The following is a 19,501-nucleotide window of genomic DNA, read 5'->3' as shown; positions in this document are numbered from 1 at the left end:
TAAGTACTATTCCTTCAATGCAACCGGCAATACTCAATGACAAACCTGTAGCGGTCACTTATAGTCTGCCAGTTGTAGTCGGAATTTCAAACATTTAACACTTTAACTCGACCTTAACGAGTTACTTGTAAACTCATTTTGAAAAAATTGTAAATTTGAGTGATACCAAAAAGTATCGCTCATTTTTATGTTGTCACAATCCGAATTACTACACCTTTTCAAAGAAACCCGAAAAGATTCAGAAAATATTTGCTCCTTCCTGGAAACTGAAGATTACGTTGTACAACCGATCGTAGATGTTTCACCTCCTAAATGGCATTTAGGGCATACCACCTGGTTCTTTGAAGAATTTGTTTTAAAAAAATACGCTGAAGACCATACGTTATTCGATGAGAATACTGCATTTGTTTTCAATAGCTATTACGAAAGTGTTGGTAAAAAAGTAGTTCGAACAGACAGGGGAAACCTTTCACGACCAACTGTTGCGTGGATCTATAAATTCCGAGAATACGTTACGACCGAAATTATCCGGCTACTGGAAAATAATACGCTTTCGAAGGAAGCTCTAGGTGTTCTGGAAATTGGCTGTCATCATGAAAAACAGCATCAGGAACTGTTGTATGCAGATATCAAGTATATTCTAGGAAACAATCCTTTGATGCCTGAGTACAATCAGCAGTTTGAAGAAAATCCTGTTCAGGATTTTGAAAGAGAATGGGTGGATGTTGCTGAAGGTATCTATGAAATTGGTCATACTTCAGAAGATTTCTGCTACGACAATGAATTGGGAGTTCATAAAATCTATTTACATGACTTCAGTATTTCGAATAAACTCGTAACGAATTCAGAATACATGGAATTTGTTGAAGCTGGTGGATATGATGATGTTCTTTTATGGCACGCTGAAGCCTGGGATTGGGTAAACACTAATGAAATTAAAACACCATTTTACTGGCATAAGATCGAGAACATATGGCATCAATATACGTTGGGAGGATTAAAACCTTTGAATCCTGATGCTCCAGTTACCCATATTAGTTACTATGAAGCTTTCGCTTATGCGCAATGGAAAGGTATGAGATTACCAACCGAGCAAGAGTGGGAAATTTCGCAAAAAGATTTTGACTGGGGAAGCAGATGGGAATGGACAGAAAGCTCTTATTCTCCTTATCCAAATTACCAGAAGGCAGACGGCGCCCTTGGAGAATACAATGGAAAATTCATGGTAAACCAGAAAGTTCTTCGGGGAGCTTCGGTCGCTACTTCCAGCAAGCATAGCCGTTATACTTATAGAAATTTCTTCCATCCACAATTAAGATGGCAGTTTACGGGCTTCAGACTCGTTAAATAATATTATATGAAAAATCAATCTGCAACCATGTTCGAATCTGTCTTTGCTGAAGACACGCATAAAGGACTTACCAGCTATCCAAAATATTTGCATTCCAAGTATATCTACGATAAAAAAGGAGACAAATTATTTCAGGAAATCATGGCAATGCCCGAATATTACCTTACCAGCTGTGAGTTTGATATTTTAAAACAGAACAAGACTGATATTGCTGAAATATTCAGTAGTGAGAACAGTTTTGATCTTATTGAACTTGGCGCAGGAGACGGTAAAAAGACCAAGCTTCTTCTCAAGGAACTGGTGGACAAAAATTATAAGTTCAACTATTTGCCTGTAGATATTAGTCAGAATGTGCTGGATGAACTTGAAAATGCGTTAAAGGATGAAATTCCGCAAGTATCTGTCAAAACTCAACAAGGGACCTATTTTGAGACACTAGAGAAACTTGCAGAGTATAATTCCAGGAAAAAAGTCATCCTTGTTCTGGGTAGTAATATTGGTAATCTTTCTCATAGTGAGGCCGTAGATTTTCTACGGAATATTGCTGTTGCGATGAGCGATGACGATATGTTATTTATGGGTTTTGATCAAAAGAAGGACCCACAAATTATCATGAATGCTTATAATGATCCAGCCGGGATTACAGAAAGATTCAATAAAAACTTGCTGGTAAGAATTAACCACGAACTGGGCGGTGAATTTGAAGTAGAAAAATTTAAACATTGGGAAACCTATGATCCAGAAACTGGTACTGCCCGCAGTTTCTTGGTGAGCAAGGAAGAGCAAAGAGTTAAGATTCATAAGCTTGAACTAGAAGTGAAATTCGATGCATGGGAGAGCATACATACCGAGATTTCTCAAAAATATGATGATGCAATCGTAAGCTGGTTAGCAGATGAAGCTGGATTAGTAGTAGAGCGTAATTTTGCAGATTCAAATAACTGCTTTAAAAATTATATCTTTAGAAGGAAATAAATTTACTGAACTATGAAAGCTATTTGGAAAGGCACCGTAATCGCAGAAAGTTCTGAAACGAGGATCGTTGAGAACAATCATTACTTTCCTCCTGAAGATATTAAGGATAAGTTCTTTAAGCCAAGTGAGTTCACCACCCGATGCCCATGGAAAGGCAAAGCTTCCTACTATGACATAGAGGTAGATGGTGAAAAAAATGAAGATGCAGCATGGTTCTACCCAGAGGCAAGTCACGCGGCCAAACCAATTGAAAATTATGTAGCCTTCTGGAAGGGTGTTCAGGTTATCGAATAGTTTCTATACGCTCACAACACTATTATCATCTCCCGCAAAATCATTCCACTTGTAGGCATCTGCAGCTGGATCGTTTTGCCACTGCCCATCTACAAGATATCTGAATTCGTATGCTTTATCTACTGGTAAATTGAGCTGAGTCTTGAAATTACCATTTTTATACTTCTTCAATTTTGCTGGCTTCCAGCCATTGAACTCACCCACTAATTCTACCTGGTCTGCTTCTTTCGCATAAAGGTTAAAAGTGATCTTACATTCCGGTTTGGACTTCAAGTATTGCTTGCTAATTGGCATATTTTTAATTTATTGATTGACTCTTCAAATTAAATTAAAATATGCTTGTAAACCAATACATATCAGCGATCTACATCATTTTTACAGAATTACTAATTTTCGTTATTTAAAGAGATAATTCTTTATTCCGAAAACGGTTTAGGATATAAAAATATTGATTATATGTAGAATTTTAAGATTAAATCCCGAGTACAGCAAACAGTTTATTCAGCTCTTTTTCAGAATTGAAATAGTGCAAACTAATTCGAATTCCGTTTCCTCTCATAGATGTGATAATACCTTCTGATCTCAGTTTCTGAAATAGTTTTTCATCACCCGCAATATTAAATAAGGATGAATAGATCTCTCTCTCTGCAACCCATTCTTCTAGTAAACCAGCCGCTTTAAACCGTTCCCGGGCTATATGCTTCAGCTTGGAAATCTGACCTTCAATAGGATCCCAACCAATCTTCTGAATAATATCAATCGCAGTTTTTAAGCTTCCGAAGTTGAGTGTATCATAATGACCCGGCTCGAACTTCCCAAGGAAATTTCCCTCATGTTCTTTGTACTTTCCTTGCAGCGAACCGAAACCAAGATGTTTGGGATTCAGTCTTCCTTCTACACGATCGCTAAATAGCATAAAGCCATTACCGTAACCCGCATTCATCCATTTGTAGCAACTGGAGATCGCAATATCCAATCCGCTATTTTCAAAATCATAGGCCTCGGTTCCAAAATATTGAGTTCCGTCGCCAATAAGTAGAAGATCCGGGAATTGCTGTTTTAGATCATTTATAAAATTTGAGCTCAGTTGCACCCCATTTATGTACTGGACAATACTAAAAGCAAATATGTCGGGTTTATTTTTTTTGATGGCTTCGAGAATATTATTTTCCAGATCTTTATCCAGGTTTGCATAACAGACCTGAAAATCCCTGGATTCCACCGGCCAGTTGATCGATGGATAATCGTCCTTAATTAGTAAAATTTTGGAACCCGAGTCGATTCCTCCCAGGATACTATTAAATCCATAAGAGAAATTTGGAATTAAAGCCACTCGATTTGGTGCGCAATGATATAAAGAACCTATACTTTCCCTTACTCCCGTAAGCATCTCTCCCATTTTTTCCTTTAAAACACTTGCTTTTAAAAAAAAATCCATGTCATGATTCTGCCTGAATTCCCATACTTTTTCAGGAAGTAAACCGCAAGCAGCGGTATTGAAGTATGTATATTGCTGAAGTACAGGAAAGCCTTTTCTTAAATTATCCATAAGCTATTGGAAGTTCTTTTGATAAAAATGTAAATTTGAAACTACACTAAGGTACTTTTTATTATGTTTTCCAAAAAGAAAAACGAATCCAAAATAGATTATGAACAACGGGAGCTCTATGAGAATGCCAGGCAGAGAGCAAGACAGAAAAAAAGATTATTCCGGCATTTTGTAATATTTTTAATTGGTGCCGCTTTTCTTATTGTATTGAATGTCGTGGTGGGTTACCAGGAAGATTTCAAACCCCTTGGATATAACTGGTTCGTATGGGCCGTTCTACTATGGACCCTGTTATTCCTGATCCATTTCTTCAATGTCTTTATCATTAATAGCTTTATGGGTAAGGATTGGGAAGCGAAACAGGTAGACAGACTGGTTAAGAAGCAACAAGAGAAAATTGCTCAACTTCAAAGCAAAGTAGAGAAAGACCATCCACTACCTGATCGTTCCACCCACGCCAAGAATAAAGATACAGATTTCCAGAACAGAATTACCCCTGGAGATCCGGATAGACAAATAAACAGTTAAATATGATCACAATGATTGCTGCGGCAGCAGAAAACAATGCACTAGGCAAGGATAACGATCTTGTATGGCATCTTCCAGACGATTTCAAAAGATTTAAACGACTTACCTCCGGACATCATATTATTATGGGTCGTAAAACTTTTGAGTCTTTCCCAAAATTGCTTCCCGACAGAACGCACGTGATCATTACGCGAAAGGAAGATTACTCTCCGGAAAATACTATTGTAGTACATTCTATAGAAGAGGCTTTAAAAGTTTCAAAGCTGGATGATCAGGCTTTTATAATTGGAGGAGGTGAAATTTATAAAATGGGAATGGAACATGCGGATAGAATTGAACTGACCCGAGTTCATGGTGAGTTTGAAGCCGACACCCATTTTCCGGAAATTGATAAAAGTGAATGGGAAATAGTCAAAGATCAGTTTCATGATAAAGATGAAAAACACGACTATTCGTTTACCTATCTAACCTATGAGAGAAAGCAGAAAAAATCTCATTGAGAGGATTGCTGAAAAACACAGCCTTAATCTTGATAGTTTTAAGCCCCTCACTGGTGGAGATATCAATGAGGTCTATAAATTAGAATGCAAGGATCAAACGCTGGTTCTTAAAGTTAACTCTGCTTTAAAATTTCCCGGAATGTTCGAAGCAGAGAAAAAGGGCCTGGAATTACTTGCTGGTCCCGGAGTTATTCGCATTCCCAAAACCTTCGAAACTGCTACTCTTGATGATCATTCCTACCTGTTATTAGAATTTATCCCATCAGGCACTAAAAACTCTGATTTCTGGCGGGTCTTCGGAAGCCAACTAGCACAATTACATTCTGTGCAAACTGATCAATTTGGTCTGGATCATGATAATTACCTGGGCAGTCTTCCGCAGCAAAACTCCTATCGTACTGATGCTATTAGTTTTTATACTGAAATGCGTCTGGAACCTCAACTGAAGTTGGCGAGAGAGAAAGGTCACAATCTACCTGATGCATCTATTCTTTTCAAAAATTGTGAATCCATTATTCCGAAGGAAAAAGCCTCGTTGATCCACGGGGATCTGTGGGGTGGTAATTACCTGGTTGATGCGAATGGCCGTCCCTGTATTATTGACCCTGCGGTAGCATATGCACCAAGAGAGATGGATATTGCAATGACCAGGCTATTTGGTGGTTTTGACAATCAAATGATTTCATCTTATCAAGATTACTTTCCACTGGAAAATGACTGGGAGCAAAGAATAGAGCTCTGGCAATTATACTATTTGCTTATGCATTTAAATGTTTTTGGAGCTAGCTATAAGTCACAAGTCACAGAGATTATCCATAAATACTCCTGATTTTACATTTCTTAACAAGACCAGGCTCTTTTTTAGCAGTTTCTTAGCTCAGCTTCATGAGTATCTAAAGTATCTTCCACTCAAAATAAAATTACTATGAGTACTAAGAATTTATACGACGATAAAGCAAGAGAAAAAATTAAGGAACTAGCAGAAAATGTGGACTTCTGCATGCTGGTTACGAATATGGATGAGAAACCATTGAGCGCAATTCCCATGTCTACTAAAGAAGTAGATGATCATGGAGCAGTATGGTTTTTAAGCAAAAATGATAGCGATCATAATCGTGATATCGAAAAAGATAAAAATGTGCAATTACTATATAGCGGAACTTCAGACATGGAGTTTCTCAGTGTATACGGTGAAGCATTTATCGAGACCAATAGAGAGGTGATCAAGGAGTTATATTCAAAAGCAGATAACGCATGGTTTAATGGTGAAGATGATCCAAGTATTACCGCAATCAAAGTGAACCCAAAGGAAGCTTATTACTGGGATAATAAGGATAGCAAAATGGTGACCTTATTCAAGTTAGGAATGGCAGCAGTTACTGGCGAGAAACAGGATATTGGCGAAAAAGGAAAGCTAAATGTATAGTTGATTAGCATTAAATTTTTAGATAAGACCTCATAGCGAAACTTCGTTATGAGGTCTTTCTATTTATCCTTATTTTTGTTAGCCTAAACAATCTTTATGAAAGCATACGTATTTCCAGGTCAGGGAGCACAATTCTCCGGAATGGGATTAGACCTTTATGAAAAGTCCCCGCAAGCGCAAGAACTATTTGAACAAGCTAATGATATCCTCGGATTTTCGATTACCGATATCATGTTCGAAGGTTCGGCTGAAGACCTGAAACAAACGAAAGTTACACAACCTGCAATATTTATACATTCTGTAATTCTTAGCAAAGTTCTTGGTGAATCTTTCAAACCAGATATGGTTGCCGGTCACTCTCTTGGAGAGTTTTCTGCACTTGTCGCGAATAAAGTTCTAAGCTTTGAGGACGGATTGAAACTGGTTTCTCAACGTGCTGAGGCGATGCAAAAAGCCTGTGAACTGGAACCATCCACTATGGCTGCTGTCCTGGGAATGGAAGATGAAATGGTGGAATCTATTTGTGCGGAAACTGAAGGAACTGTGGTCGCTGCAAATTATAATTGCCCCGGCCAGTTAGTAATTTCTGGAGCGTATCCTGCAGTTGAAAAAGCATGTGAAAACTTAAAAGAGAGAGGAGCTAAACGCGCATTAATTCTTCCTGTTGGTGGAGCGTTTCACTCGCCTCTTATGGAACCTGCGCGCAAGGATCTTGCTGAAGCTATAGAGAACACAGAGTTCTCCAAGCCTATTTGCCCTATCTACCAGAATGTAAGCACATTTGCAGTTACAGATGCTTCGGAAATTAAAAAGAATCTCGTATTCCAATTAACCGCTCCGGTAAAATGGACACAGTCGGTTCAGAATATGATCAATGACGGAGCTAATGAATTTGTTGAAGTTGGTCCTGGAAAAGTATTACAGGGATTAGTAAAAAAGATCAATAGAAGCATGACTACATCTTCTGCAGTAATAGGATAAAATACGGTAGTTGGTTTAAAAAAAAGCCCGATCTCAATCGATCGGGCTTTTTTGTTCTCATACTAAGCTAGTCAGGATTTAAAAACGCGTAGTATCAAAATTACACTTTCATTTCTAAGATTACATTTATTCCTACTTGTACACCTTTCCTTCTTTCATCACAAATACCACTTCTTTGAGGGTGGAAACATTCTGAGTAGGATCCTCGTTCACCGCGATAATATCAGCATAAAATCCTGGTGCTATTTGTCCGCTTTCGGTTTCCATATTTAAAACTTTCGCAGGAGAGATGGTCGCTGAAATAATCGCGTCCATGACTGGCATTCCGGCTTCGGTCATATATTCGAATTCACGAGCATTTTCTCCATGTTTGAAAACACCTGCATCTGTACCAAACAATATTGGTACTCCCCTCTTATAGGCTTTAGCAAAAGTATTCTGAATCTTAGGTCCAATCTCCTGAGCTTTTGGAACTACAAGTTCCGGGTAATAGCCTTCAATTTGTGCATTTTCAGTTACTTCCTTTCCGGCGGTGATGGTGGGAACGAGGTATGCATTCATCTGCTTCATAAGGTCCATGGTTTCTTCACTCATTAAAGTACCATGTTCGATCGTTTTCACTCCTGCTCTAACAGCCCGCTGCATTCCCTCATCTCCGTGGGCATGTGCAGCAACATGAAAGCCGTAATCTTTAGCGGTCTTTACTATTTCTTCGATCTCTTCAGTAAAAAACTGCGGATTCGAACTACTCTTCGCAACACTAAGAACTCCTCCGGTAGCAGTAATCTTGATAAGATCTGCTCCATTCTTATAGCGTTGGCGAACTGCCTTTCTTGCATCCTCCAGACTATTCACTACGCCATCCTTCGGTCCAGGATTTCCCATTAATTCAGCATTAACTCCATTAGTAGGATCTGCATGACCTCCAGTTGTTGCAAGACTTTTGCCGGCAGTGAAAATTCTTGGACCAGCGATTTTCCCCTTATTTATGGCATTCCGAAGAGAGATATTTATACCAGAACCTCCAAGATCCCGAACGGTAGTAAAACCAGCCATCAGTGTTTTTTCAGCAAAACCTACCGAGTTGAATGCATTATCTGCCGGATTGTTAGTAAAACTTTCTAAATACTCACCAGGACTGGACTCTCCCTCCATATGTACATGCATATCGGTAAGCCCGGGAAGAACCGTTTTATTTCTAAGATCGATAACTTGTATGCTATCAATAGAGGGTTTTTTAAAACCTTTCTCTACGGAAGATATCTTATTAGCCTCAACAATGATGGTACGCTCTTCCAGTACTTTTGAATTTTTAGTGTCGATCAATTTTCCAGCGTGGATATAAGTTTGCTGGGCCATTAGTTCAAACTGAACAAAATAGCGACTGCTATAAAAAGAATGTTTTTCATGAGATTATTTTAGAAAATCGATTATTGTACCTGTAAGATAATCAATTTGCTCATTATCAAGCTCCGTGTGCATAGGTAGCGAAATAACTTCTTGAACCAGTCTGTTGGTTACAGGGAAATCGGCTTCATTATATCGCTGATCAGCATAAGCTTTTTGCTTATGTAATGGAATAGGATAGTAAATTCCGAATGGGAGACCTTTCTCCTGAAGGTGTTTTGCCAGTGCATCTCTCTTCCCATCAAGAATTCTTAAAGTATATTGATGAAAAACATGAGTGTCGCAATCACCTTCGCGGTAAGGTGTGACAATTTGCTCATGACCTCTAAATGCCTCTGTGTATTTAAAAGCAGCTGCCTTCCTTGCTTCATTGTAGATATCCAGCTTTGGTAATTTAGCTTTTAATACTGCGGCCTGTAAACTATCCAATCTCGAGTTCACTCCAACTACATCATGATGATAGCGCTCATACATTCCATGATTTACGATACCTCTAATTGTATGTGCCAGTTCATCATTGTTCGTGAAAATGGCACCGCCATCACCATAACATCCTAAATTCTTGCTTGGAAAAAATGAAGTAGCTCCTACATCACCCATGGTTCCAGCTTTGAACGTCTTGCCTTCCCGGGTATGATAATTAGCACCGATAGCCTGTGCGTTGTCTTCAATAACATAAAGATCATGCTCTTTAGCAATCTTTATCACCGCATCCATATTTGCCACCTGTCCGAATAAATGCACAGGTACGATGGCACGAGTTTTTGGGGTGATAGCCTTACGAATTTTATCAGGATCAATATTATAAGTTTCGGGATCTACATCCACTAGCACCGGAGTTAGCTGAAGTAAAGCAATAACCTCTACAGTAGCGGCAAATGTAAAGTCGGCAGTTATGACTTCATCGCCTGGTTTTAGTCCCAGTCCCATCATAGCTATTTGTAAAGCATCGGTACCATTCGCACAAGGAATGACATGCTTTACACCCAAATATTCTTCAAGATCCTTCTGAAATGCATGTACATGAGGGCCATTGATAAAAGATGTTTCTTCCATGATTTCGTGGAAAGAAGCATTTACTTCGTTTTTTATACCTTCGAACTGACCTTTAAGATCAACCATTTGAATCTTTTTCATCTGCATTTTTTTTCAGGTTCACGAAAATACAAAATATAGCATCTACTGGCAATCACTTTAATCACAAACGGCTATTTTTGAAATTAGATTTACATTCATGCAATCTCTCTATAACTCACTTATAAATTTCAGCCAGCCGGTAATTTCAATAGCCGGGAAATTCAGTCCAAAATTGAAGGAATTTTCAGAAGGAAGAAAAGATCTGTTTCCGCGGCTTGAAAAATTGCTATGTCCAGAATCACATTATATATGGATACATGCAGCTTCGCTTGGAGAGTTTGAAATGGCAGTACCAGTTCTAAAAATGCTGAAAGATAATTATCCTTCAGAAAAGATTATTGTTAGTTTCTTCTCTCCTTCAGGTTTCAATAATAAAAAAAAGCATAAGCTGGTGGATATCTTTACCTATCTCCCGCTCGACACTGAATATAATGCTCAAAAGTTCATTGACCTTATTAACCCAAAAATGGCATTCTTCATCAAATATGATTTCTGGCCAAATTTTTTACTAGGTCTTAAAGATCGTAATATACCCACATACCTGGTTTCTGGCGTCTTTCGTGAAAATCAGAGTTTCTTTAAACTCTATGGAAAATGGATGATCAAATCCTTGCAGGCTTTTCATCACTTTTTTGTTCAGAATGAGGAATCTGCAGACTTGTTGAAGAAAATAGGCTTTGGGAATGCAACGGTTGCAGGAGATACGAGGTTCGACAGGGTTGCAGCACAGATCACCCAGGACAATCATATAGAATTTATCGAAAATTTTAAAGCTAATAAAGTATTGACGGTCTTTGGAAGTAGCTGGCCAGAAGATGAGGAACTTTTTATTGATTATATAAATAAACATCCTGAACAGAAATTCCTGATCGCGCCACATGAGATCAATGCTGAAAAAATTCGGATCTTAATCCATAAAATAAAACAACCGGTGCTGCAGTTTTCAGAAATGAATGAGGCTAAAATTAAAGATTTCAACGTCTTTATTCTGGACACCATTGGTTACCTGGGAAGAGCCTACAGCTATGCAGATATTGCCTATGTTGGCGGTGCAGCAGGTTCAACCGGTTTACACAACATTCTTGAACCGGCTACCTTCGGAATTCCAATAGTCATAGGATCCAACTACGATAAATTTCCGGAAGCAGCACGATTGAGACATTTAGCCGGATTGTTTTCTGTTAAAAATTCCGAGGAATTTGAACAGGTTATGGACAAATTTATAAGCAATCCTAACTTCAGAAAAAAGAGCGGAATGATAGCCGGGCACTTTATTAACAGTAATACAGGGGCTACCAGACTTCTGGAATCCCATTTAAAAGCTGAAAAAAATAGAGATTAACAAACATTGCTAAAAAAAAGTAAAAATAATTCGTACAATTGTTTATAGTTGTAATTTCGACCCGTATTAACAACTAAATAAATACAAATGAGACGTTTATCAATCCTTGCGATTGTATTAATGACTAGTTCTGTTTTACTAACCTCATGTAGACAGGAAGCGGAAAAGGAAACCATCGTCAAGGAAGTAGAAGTTGAAAAGCAGGTAAAATCACCTGAAGAGGCTGATGAACGAGAAGGAATTCTTGAGCGAACAGCTAAAAAGGTCGATAATGAAGTAAATAAGGAAATCGACGAGGAAATAGAAAAAATCGGTGACGACAATTAGTAATAAATCTCGAATTTTAATACATTGAATTACTAAAAACTACTAATAACTAAATTATTAAATTATGAAGAAACCAATTTTAATGCTTGCTTTAGCACTGTCTACAAGTTTATTCTTTACTTCTTGTAGAGAAACTAACGAGAATGAGACTGATGACATGGAGCAAATGGAGTCTGACGATATGGATGACATGGATGATATGGACGACGCAGGAAATGATATCGAAAATGCAGCTAATGATGCTGGTAATGCAGTAGAAAATGCAGCTAACGATGTTGGAGACGCAGTAGAAAATGCAGCTCAGGATGTTGAAGACGAAGTTGAAGGAAACGACGACTACTAGTCTTTAAAGAAATAAGTATTTAAAAGCCCTTTCTAATTTAGATGGGGCTTTTTTAATGTTTGAAAGATTTCAATTCTCTTTTCAATTCGTTCATAGATTGTTGTAGCTCCTGAAAAAGTCCATTATTTGTTGGGTTGTCCAGGTTAAAGGTAAGTTTGGAATTCACCTGCCAGATCTCCTGAATATCATGAACATTGATCTCTAAAGGTAAATATTCTTCATTAAGCGATATCAGTAAAACCTTTGAAGGATCAGGCATTTTCTGTATCTTCTTCACCAATACCGAGTCATACATTACGATTACGTATACTTTATTGTTACTAGCTTCTTCTATACTTGCAACAGCTTTTCCCATCACCCATTCTCCGGGACGATAATCTGGCAACATACTATCTCCCTCGATCTGAAAACCACGGTAAGTCGCATTTCTAAATTCAGGTAATGGAATATCAAATGCAGGAAGTTGGTTATACCATTCCACATCCTGTACGTTGTGAGGATACCCTGCAGCCGCCTTTTGGTTTACAAGAACTATATTTTCGTTATCGGCATTATCTACGGTGACAACTTTTGGACTTACATCTCCTTTACTAATCTTAAGATACTTCTGCCCACTGTCTCCAAACAGCCATAAAGGATTAATTGCAAATTGCCTTAGCAATTCAGCCACTACTTTACCTGAAAGCTTCGTCCGTCCACGTTCAATATCTGCTGTCGAATTTTTTATACCCAGTAGCGAAGCAAATTCTGTTTGAGTGTAATTATGCTCTTCACGAACTTCTTTAAAATGCTTGATTTCAATTGATCCCGGTGTGCCCATAAACTAATAATATTGGAATTATTCCAAATTTATAATAATAAATGGAATCTTTCCTCGGAATTCAGAAAATTATTGAATTAAAATTACGTAAGGGACTTAAGGTCATTTCCGAATATGGCTTATCTAAAAGCGTGGTGACATGATCGCCTGATAGTTATGAAAGACTTAAAGTTTCTATATAGACTTGTAACCCAGAAGTCTGAGTGCGTTTAATACGACTACAAGGGTTGAACCTTCATGAAAAACCACCGCAACGCCAATATTGGCCCAACCAAAGATCGTTGCAGGAAGCAGCAAAGCCACTACACCTAGACTGATCCATAAATTCTGTTTTACGATGTTATGTGCTTTTCGGCTCAAACCTATTGCGAATGGAAGAACTTCAAGTCTATCAGCCATGAGGGCGATATCTGCTGTTTCAAGAGCAACATCACTTCCTGCAGCGCCCATCGCTATTCCCACCGTGCTATTTGCCATTGCCGGAGCATCATTTACCCCATCACCTACCATGGCAATTTTGGCCTTCCCGCTGCTAAGTTTTCGAATCTTATCAACTTTTTCTTCAGGTAATAAGCTGCCATAAGCTTTAGTGAGACCAATTTCTTTAGCAACCGCATCTGCTACAAATTGATTATCACCGGTGAGCATCACCATTTCTTTGATACCCAATTCTCTTAGACGCATTAAGGTAGGCCTGGCAGATTGCCTCGGCTCATCCATCAACCCAAGAATCCCACTAAAATGATCTCCAGATTTAACTAACATCGTAGTTTTTCCATCTTTTTCCAGGTCTTTGATCCTTTTGACCAGTTTCGAATCAAGTAGCTCTTCACCTTCAAATAGTTCCAGATTCCCTATAGATAATTGATTCCCATTAATGTGACCGCTTATACCCTTCCCCTGAATTGCTTCGGAAGATGATAACTGAGGTATTTGATATTCTGCTGGTAGCTTTGCCCGTCCATCACGAACTATAGCCTTGGCAAGCGGATGATTACTGGTATTTTCCAATGCAATTACTTCTGAAAGAAATTCAGCTTCCGAAGAATTATTCAGCAAAATAACATCTGTTAGTTTCGGCTTCCCTTCAGTAAGTGTTCCCGTTTTATCGAAAGCTAAAGTTTCCAAGGTTCCAAGATCTTCCAGCGGTTTACCACCTTTGAATAAGACTCCGCCTTTCGCTGCACGAGCGATTCCACTTAGTACTGCGGAAGGTGTGGAGATCGCAAGTGCACAGGGACTTGCAGCTACTAGAGCAGCCATGGACCTGTAAAAACTAGCGGACCAGGGTTCATCGAGAACCAGAAACGCAAGATTGAGAATAAGAATAAGAATAAGTACCGCCGGCACATAGAACTTTTCAAATTTATCTGTTAGTAATTGGGTTGGAGACTTTTTATCCTGTGCCTGCTGCACCATTTCAATAAGCCGGCTAAGGGTAGAATCCTCAGCCTTCCTGATCACCTTCACCTCTATCGTAGCATCTCCGTTGATCGTTCCTGCGAAAGCGCGGTGTTTATCGGGAATAGAGCTAATATTACTATAATCTAAGGCTTCATTATGTATAGGTTCTTTATCGACCGGAATGCTTTCTCCTGTAATTGGAGCTTGATTGATGTTCGTTCTTCCATGGACCAGAATGCTATCTGCCGGCACGGTTGAATTCGGTCTAATGCGTAGAATGTCGCCAACCTCTAAATTTTCAAGGTTCACTTCCCTGAACTCACCGTCAATCTTCTTGAAAGCTACCTTAGGAGCTAGTTTTGTGAGAGCTTCAATAGATTTTTGAGCTTTATTCATAGCGAGATGTTCAAGCGCATGACCAAGACTGAACAGGAACAAAAGCAATCCACCTTCAGCCCACTTGTCTAAAAAAGCTGCACCGATAGCGGCCACCAACATCAAAAAATCAATTTCAAATCTAGCTTTCGATATTTCTTCGAAAGCCTCTTTTGCGGTAAAAAATCCACCAAAAAAATATGAAAACAAGTATGGAACTAAAGCATATACGAAATCAAAATCTGAAAATTGCTGAAGTATATATCCACCTATAAGAAATACACCGCTTAAAATAGCAAATATTAATTCCGTTCTTTCTCCAAAAATACCGTCGCTATGTGGCTTGCAACAACCGTGATTATGTCCAGACATTTATTTCCGTAAATTTTAAGCTAAAGGTACAATTAAATGTCCTGAAGTATAAATTGCAAACAAGTCCGGAAGATTTTAATATTTTCAGAAAACAGCTCCTGTTACAGAAGTGTTTTCTTTCTGTAGGGAATTTGGTCTTGATTTGTTCCGAAGAAGTTCCAAATCAAGCAGATTGTAACTTTGAAACAATTACTACGATCTTATATAGCATCCATCTCTGAAAATGCCTGAAAGATTAATTGAAGTGAAATGCAAATATTAGATTATTTACAGCATTTACAGGTATCAATATTCAAAACCTGAAACTTCAACAAAGCTGCTTCAGAAGCAAGCCTGCTATTATCAAATATTCCCAGATACACTCGTTCAAAAACTGAAGGCAATTGCGCACAACTATCGGCATGGATTGACATGACGCCATTGGTATTAGTTTGTTTACTGAGATAGTAAAATTTCATCCGGCAATTTATCCTACTAACGGAAGATCATTTAATAAAATTCGGTAAAATTTTAATGTTTTTGAACGACTATAGAATTTATAAAGTTTAAAGTTCCAGCATCCAGAATGCAATTATAAGTAGAAGACTAATAATCATTCCTGAAAAAATCATAAGAAGACCTCTATTCTCAACCTGAATGGTTTCCAGCTCCTGCTCAAACAATTCCTGCTGCTCCTTCTCCATTCTGAAATACCGCTGTAATCCCAACCTGTTGGCAAGCTTACCTTTATTGGTAAGATAAACCTGTCCGCGATCGTTTATATATATAAGTCGCTTATCTCTTAACGTATTGATAAAGTCTATGGATGTGCTTTGTCTCAGGTCTGTCGCCATGGTGCCATCCTGCAGATTATTTAGGGTATAAGTGTATTGCTTCATATTAACAAGTCTTTAACTTTCGAATAATACTAATTAAGAGAAGTTCAACATATTTTCCTAATGAAATCGTAATTTAAATTTCTATGAAATACCCATAAAAGGGCTGAAAGGTCAACTTAAGCTATTAGGATCACTAAAAGGCAACAACCGCTAAAATGTTAAAATATTTATGATTTATTGCAATTATTGTTAAATTTAGCGAAAATTAGCACGAGATGAAACGCTTTATTGTTCCAATTTGCTTAATAATTATGAGTTGCGCTCTGGATAAGCAAACTAAGGGAGACTTACTTTTCGTTTGCAGAGAAGCTGAACAGACTGGTGTTGACTTTGAGAATACATTAGTCGAAGACGAATATCATAATATAATTAATTACATCTATTATTATAATGGGGCGGGAGTCTCTGTTGGATATGTTAACAATGATGGATTAGACGATCTCTTTTTCGTCTCAAATATGGGAGCAAACAAATTATATTTAAATAAAGGCGACCTAAAGTTTCAGGATATCACCAATTCTGCTAACATTGAAAGTAAATTAAGTTGGAATACAGGATCAACAATGATAGATATAAATCAGGACGGGTATCTTGATATATACGTATGTTCAGTATCGGGGCTTCTCGATTTTAAAGGGTCAAATGAATTATTTATAAATAATGGCGACGGCACGTTTACAGAAAAAGCCGCGGAGTATAATCTTGATTTTTCAGGCTATTCCACTCAGGCTTATTTTTTTGACTATGATAATGATCGCGATCTGGATGTCTACCTCGTGAATCATGCAATACATACAACATTGTCTCATGGATCTGCTGACGTTAGAAATAAGAGAGTCCCAAAGGTTGGTGATGTCTTACTGCAAAATCAAAACGGTAATTTCGTGGATGTAAGTGAAAAATCCGGGATTTTTGGAGGTCAGAACGGCTACGGCTTAAGTGCTTCGATTTCAGATTTTAATAATGATGGCTTACAGACATATATGTTTGTAATGATTTTCATGAAGATGATTACTATTACCTCAATAACGGAGACGGCACCTTTACTGAAGATCTTGAATCCAGCTTCTCAACCATTGGTCGGTTTTCCATGGGAAGTGACTCAGCAGACCTTAATGGAGACGGTTTTATAGACCTTATAACCGTTGACATGCTCCCAAAAGATGAAAAGGTGGTCAAGGAAACCGAAGGTGATGACATGATGCAGAACATGCAGCGAAAACTAAAAAACCTCGGCTACAAAGATCAGTATGCCCGGAATATGGTACAGCTAAATCAGGACGGAGAATATTTTCAGGAGGTTGCCCTTATCAATGAACTTGAAGCGACAGATTGGAGCTGGTCACCATTGATAGCCGATTTTAATCTGGATGGTTATGAAGATATTTTCATCTCTAACGGGATCCTTAGAAGACCAAATGACTTGGATTTCAAAAGCTATGTGTCAAATGCTTTCAAGAATAGAGATAAGGAGGATGGAATGAAATGGCTCTATAAATCGAGAGAGAACATGCCATCTGGAGAGGTCCCAAATGAAATTTTTATGGGAGGTCCTAGAAAGTTCCAGATCAAGACTGGATCCTGGATCGAAGACAGACCTGGCTTTTCCAATGGCTCAGCTTATACAGATCTGGATAACGATGGAGACCTTGACCTTGTGGTTAACAACCTAAATTCTCCTGCAAGCATCTATGAAAATACAGTAGAATCAGGAAATTGGATCTCATTAAAGTTCGAGTTCAAGGATGGGAATCTTAACGGGATAGGAACTAAAGCGATACTATATTCAGAAGCGGGAAAAAACAAAAAACAGCTTTTCCGATCAAGAGGGTTTCTTTCGTCGGTGAATGAACGACTGCATTTTGGAGTTAAAAATAGGATTGATTCAATACAAATAATCTGGCCTGATCACACCTTCATGACAATCAATTCACCTGAACTCAATAGAGAACACCGATTAAGTTATCAAAATAACCACCCAAAATTTTCATATAAGAAAAATGAAAAAGCACAGGTTTTTACAAAGACAAAGGCTATTTCACACAGGCATATTGAGGACTCTTATGATGATTTCAAAAATGAAAAATTAATTCCATATGAAGTATCTAAGCTAAGTCCTGCAGTAGCTATAGGAGATGTTGATAACAATGGGTTTGATGATATTTTTATAGGCGGATCCTCCGGGAGGAAAGCAAAATTATTCTTGAACAATGGAAAGGCATTTTTAGAGAGAGAAATCACTGGTATAGCAATGGATTCTACTTATGAAGATAACACGGCAGTTTTTATAGATGTTGATAGTGATGGAGATCTAGACCTATATGTTGGAAGTGGTATTCATGAAGAAAGAATGGAAAAATTCGAGAAAGGTAGGCTCTACATAAATGAAGACCTCAAATTCATACGTTCCAAAGATTTGGCAGCACAGGACACATACATTACCTCTGTCGTTATAGCATCAGACCTGGATCTAGATGGCGATCAAGATTTATTTGTGGGTAATCATTCCAAACCTGGTGATTTTGGTGAATTAGTCCCGTCATATATTTTAAAGAACGATGGTAACGGCCAATTTGAGAAATATGATCAGTTTGTCTTACGCTCTCACGTGATGGACGCCAAATGGGAGGATATCGATCAAGACAATTATCCAGAACTTATAATAGCATCAGAATGGGATAGACCCAGAATCTATAAAAACAACGAAGGTATGCTATCAGAAATAGAACTGTCAGGAAATCTAAGCGGTCTATGGCAATCTATCGATACTTACGATATTGATCGTGATGGAGACGAGGATATTTTACTAGGTAACTGGGGACTGAACACAAGATTTAGTTTTAGACAGAGTAGCCTAAGAATGTATCATTCAGATTTCAATAGTGATGGGAATAAGGAAACTATTATCGCCTATCAACGTGGGAATGAATATTACCCTCTACATTCCAAGAGTGAAATAGAATCGCAGCTGAATTATGTCAGAAAGATTTTTCCTAAATACAAAGATTACTCCCTTAAAACGGTGAATCAAATTTCCAGTAAAGAGGCGATAGAGAACAGTAAAATTTACGAATTAAATCAGTTGGCATCTGGATATCTAGAAAATGTAAACGATAAATTTGAAACCTTTAGAATGTTTCCTTCCGAATATCAATTTGCACCAATCACTTGTTTTAGAAATATCAATGTGAAAAATAACTCTAATCTATTAGTAGGTAGGAATTCATTTAGAGTGAATTCATATCATGGTGGCTATTCAAGTTTAAAAGGGATTATTCTAAAAGACATTAATAACCATGCCCCCGTTTCAGAATATGGTATAGCACCATTCGATGAACAGATCCAAACTATAAAAAGTATACATATGAAAGATCATGAAATACTTCTCGTAATTCCAAATAATAGTGAATTGCAATCCTATACTTACAAATAATTGAGGCACTATATTAAAAACTGTGTAAGTATTGAATAACGGGGTTTGTTAGCCCCGTT

20 protein-coding genes and 2 pseudogenes are annotated in these 19,501 nt (G+C 38.0%); 14 read left to right on the top strand and 8 right to left on the bottom strand.

Features of this window, described 5'->3' with window-relative positions; translation table 11 throughout:
- Positions 1-187: 187 nt before the first annotated feature.
- From egtB to QZ620_RS09030, 3 genes are read left to right on the top strand one after another with little or no spacing between them, the layout of a single operon-like run.
- Positions 188-1,351: an ergothioneine biosynthesis protein EgtB gene (egtB, locus tag QZ620_RS09040; protein WP_295180913.1), complete on the top strand. Its 1,164-nt coding sequence runs from the start codon at positions 188-190 to the stop codon at positions 1,349-1,351.
- Between the two features lie 6 nt (positions 1,352-1,357).
- The gene (locus tag QZ620_RS09035; RefSeq protein ID WP_295180911.1) at positions 1,358-2,326 is read left to right on the top strand and encodes an L-histidine N(alpha)-methyltransferase; all 969 of its coding nucleotides are present in this window, start codon (positions 1,358-1,360) and stop codon (positions 2,324-2,326) included.
- Between the two features lie 12 nt (positions 2,327-2,338).
- A complete protein-coding gene (locus QZ620_RS09030) occupies positions 2,339-2,620 on the top strand; it encodes a DUF427 domain-containing protein (protein ID WP_295180909.1) in 282 nt (93 codons plus the stop codon).
- Between the two features lie 3 nt (positions 2,621-2,623).
- Here the strand turns inward: QZ620_RS09030 and QZ620_RS09025 are convergent, their stop codons facing one another.
- The gene (locus tag QZ620_RS09025) at positions 2,624-2,914 is read right to left on the bottom strand and encodes an isoamylase early set domain-containing protein (RefSeq protein WP_295180907.1); all 291 of its coding nucleotides are present in this window, start codon (positions 2,912-2,914) and stop codon (positions 2,624-2,626) included.
- A 178-nt stretch (positions 2,915-3,092) separates the two neighbouring features.
- Positions 3,093-4,169 (bottom strand): aminotransferase class V-fold PLP-dependent enzyme, encoded by a 1,077-nt coding sequence (locus QZ620_RS09020; protein WP_295180905.1) that lies wholly within the window; start codon positions 4,167-4,169, stop codon positions 3,093-3,095.
- A gap of 63 nt (positions 4,170-4,232) precedes the next feature.
- Here QZ620_RS09020 and QZ620_RS09015 point away from each other — a divergent pair, with 63 nt between their 5' ends.
- The 5 genes from QZ620_RS09015 to fabD all read left to right on the top strand — a co-directional run bounded on the left by QZ620_RS09015 (position 4,233) and on the right by fabD (position 7,604).
- On the top strand, positions 4,233-4,697 hold the full coding sequence (locus tag QZ620_RS09015) for a 2TM domain-containing protein (RefSeq protein WP_295180903.1): 465 nt from the start codon (positions 4,233-4,235) through the stop codon (positions 4,695-4,697).
- Positions 4,698-4,699: 2 nt separating this feature from the next.
- Positions 4,700-5,197, top strand: coding sequence for a dihydrofolate reductase (locus QZ620_RS09010; RefSeq protein ID WP_295180901.1), 498 nt, complete (start codon positions 4,700-4,702; stop codon positions 5,195-5,197).
- Positions 5,169-6,026, top strand: a complete 858-nt coding sequence (locus QZ620_RS09005; protein ID WP_295180899.1) for a fructosamine kinase family protein — start codon at positions 5,169-5,171, stop codon at positions 6,024-6,026. Before QZ620_RS09010 ends, QZ620_RS09005 begins: the two co-directional genes overlap by 29 nt.
- A 96-nt stretch (positions 6,027-6,122) precedes the next feature.
- On the top strand, positions 6,123-6,623 hold the full coding sequence (locus tag QZ620_RS09000) for a pyridoxamine 5'-phosphate oxidase family protein (RefSeq protein ID WP_295180897.1): 501 nt from the start codon (positions 6,123-6,125) through the stop codon (positions 6,621-6,623).
- A gap of 96 nt (positions 6,624-6,719) precedes the next feature.
- Positions 6,720-7,604 carry an ACP S-malonyltransferase gene (gene fabD / locus QZ620_RS08995; RefSeq protein WP_295180895.1) on the top strand — a complete coding sequence of 295 codons (885 nt, stop codon included), beginning with the start codon at positions 6,720-6,722 and terminating at the stop codon, positions 7,602-7,604.
- 132 nt (positions 7,605-7,736) lie between these two features.
- On the opposite strand, the gene QZ620_RS08990 is transcribed toward fabD, so the two are convergent.
- Both QZ620_RS08990 and QZ620_RS08985 read right to left on the bottom strand, forming a co-directional pair.
- The gene (locus QZ620_RS08990; RefSeq protein ID WP_295180893.1) at positions 7,737-8,963 is read right to left on the bottom strand and encodes an amidohydrolase family protein; all 1,227 of its coding nucleotides are present in this window, start codon (positions 8,961-8,963) and stop codon (positions 7,737-7,739) included.
- 54 nt (positions 8,964-9,017) lie between these two features.
- The gene (locus QZ620_RS08985; RefSeq protein ID WP_295180891.1) at positions 9,018-10,148 is read right to left on the bottom strand and encodes a DegT/DnrJ/EryC1/StrS aminotransferase family protein; all 1,131 of its coding nucleotides are present in this window, start codon (positions 10,146-10,148) and stop codon (positions 9,018-9,020) included.
- A gap of 97 nt (positions 10,149-10,245) precedes the next feature.
- Between QZ620_RS08985 and QZ620_RS08980 the strand changes: the two genes are divergently transcribed.
- The 3 genes from QZ620_RS08980 (at position 10,246) to QZ620_RS08970 (ending at position 12,160) form a co-directional block, all read left to right on the top strand.
- Positions 10,246-11,490 carry a glycosyltransferase N-terminal domain-containing protein gene (locus QZ620_RS08980; RefSeq protein ID WP_295180889.1) on the top strand — a complete coding sequence of 415 codons (1,245 nt, stop codon included), beginning with the start codon at positions 10,246-10,248 and terminating at the stop codon, positions 11,488-11,490.
- Between the two features lie 87 nt (positions 11,491-11,577).
- Positions 11,578-11,817: a hypothetical protein gene (locus QZ620_RS08975; RefSeq protein ID WP_295180887.1), complete on the top strand. Its 240-nt coding sequence runs from the start codon at positions 11,578-11,580 to the stop codon at positions 11,815-11,817.
- A gap of 64 nt (positions 11,818-11,881) precedes the next feature.
- Positions 11,882-12,160, top strand: a complete 279-nt coding sequence (locus tag QZ620_RS08970) for a hypothetical protein (protein WP_295180885.1) — start codon at positions 11,882-11,884, stop codon at positions 12,158-12,160.
- A 52-nt stretch (positions 12,161-12,212) separates the two neighbouring features.
- Here QZ620_RS08970 and QZ620_RS08965 read toward each other — a convergent pair whose 3' ends face one another.
- The 4 genes from QZ620_RS08965 to QZ620_RS08950 all read right to left on the bottom strand — a co-directional run bounded on the left by QZ620_RS08965 (position 12,213) and on the right by QZ620_RS08950 (position 16,009).
- On the bottom strand, positions 12,213-12,980 hold the full coding sequence (locus tag QZ620_RS08965) for a LexA family transcriptional regulator (RefSeq protein WP_141878640.1): 768 nt from the start codon (positions 12,978-12,980) through the stop codon (positions 12,213-12,215).
- Positions 12,981-13,154: 174 nt separating this feature from the next.
- Positions 13,155-15,131 carry a heavy metal translocating P-type ATPase gene (locus QZ620_RS08960; protein ID WP_295180883.1) on the bottom strand — a complete coding sequence of 659 codons (1,977 nt, stop codon included), beginning with the start codon at positions 15,129-15,131 and terminating at the stop codon, positions 13,155-13,157.
- A gap of 263 nt (positions 15,132-15,394) precedes the next feature.
- Positions 15,395-15,589 (bottom strand): hypothetical protein, encoded by a 195-nt coding sequence (locus QZ620_RS08955; protein ID WP_295180881.1) that lies wholly within the window; start codon positions 15,587-15,589, stop codon positions 15,395-15,397.
- Between the two features lie 87 nt (positions 15,590-15,676).
- The gene (locus QZ620_RS08950; protein WP_295180879.1) at positions 15,677-16,009 is read right to left on the bottom strand and encodes a hypothetical protein; all 333 of its coding nucleotides are present in this window, start codon (positions 16,007-16,009) and stop codon (positions 15,677-15,679) included.
- Between the two features lie 215 nt (positions 16,010-16,224).
- Here QZ620_RS08950 and QZ620_RS13875 point away from each other — a divergent pair.
- The 3 genes and pseudogenes from QZ620_RS13875 to QZ620_RS08935 form a co-directional block, all read left to right on the top strand.
- Positions 16,225-16,722 (top strand): annotated as a pseudogene (locus tag QZ620_RS13875) (VCBS repeat-containing protein); the annotation flags it as partial.
- Positions 16,723-16,988: 266 nt separating this feature from the next.
- A pseudogene (locus QZ620_RS08940) lies at positions 16,989-17,090 on the top strand (hypothetical protein); the annotation flags it as partial.
- A 9-nt stretch (positions 17,091-17,099) separates the two neighbouring features.
- The gene (locus tag QZ620_RS08935; RefSeq protein WP_295180877.1) at positions 17,100-19,442 is read left to right on the top strand and encodes a VCBS repeat-containing protein; all 2,343 of its coding nucleotides are present in this window, start codon (positions 17,100-17,102) and stop codon (positions 19,440-19,442) included.
- The last annotated feature ends 59 nt before the right edge of the window (positions 19,443-19,501 follow it).

This window comes from uncultured Christiangramia sp., from assembly GCF_913046405.1.
GTDB classification, from domain to species: Bacteria; Bacteroidota; Bacteroidia; order Flavobacteriales; family Flavobacteriaceae; genus Christiangramia; species Christiangramia marina.
This window is presented reverse-complemented; position numbering and strand designations above follow the sequence as displayed.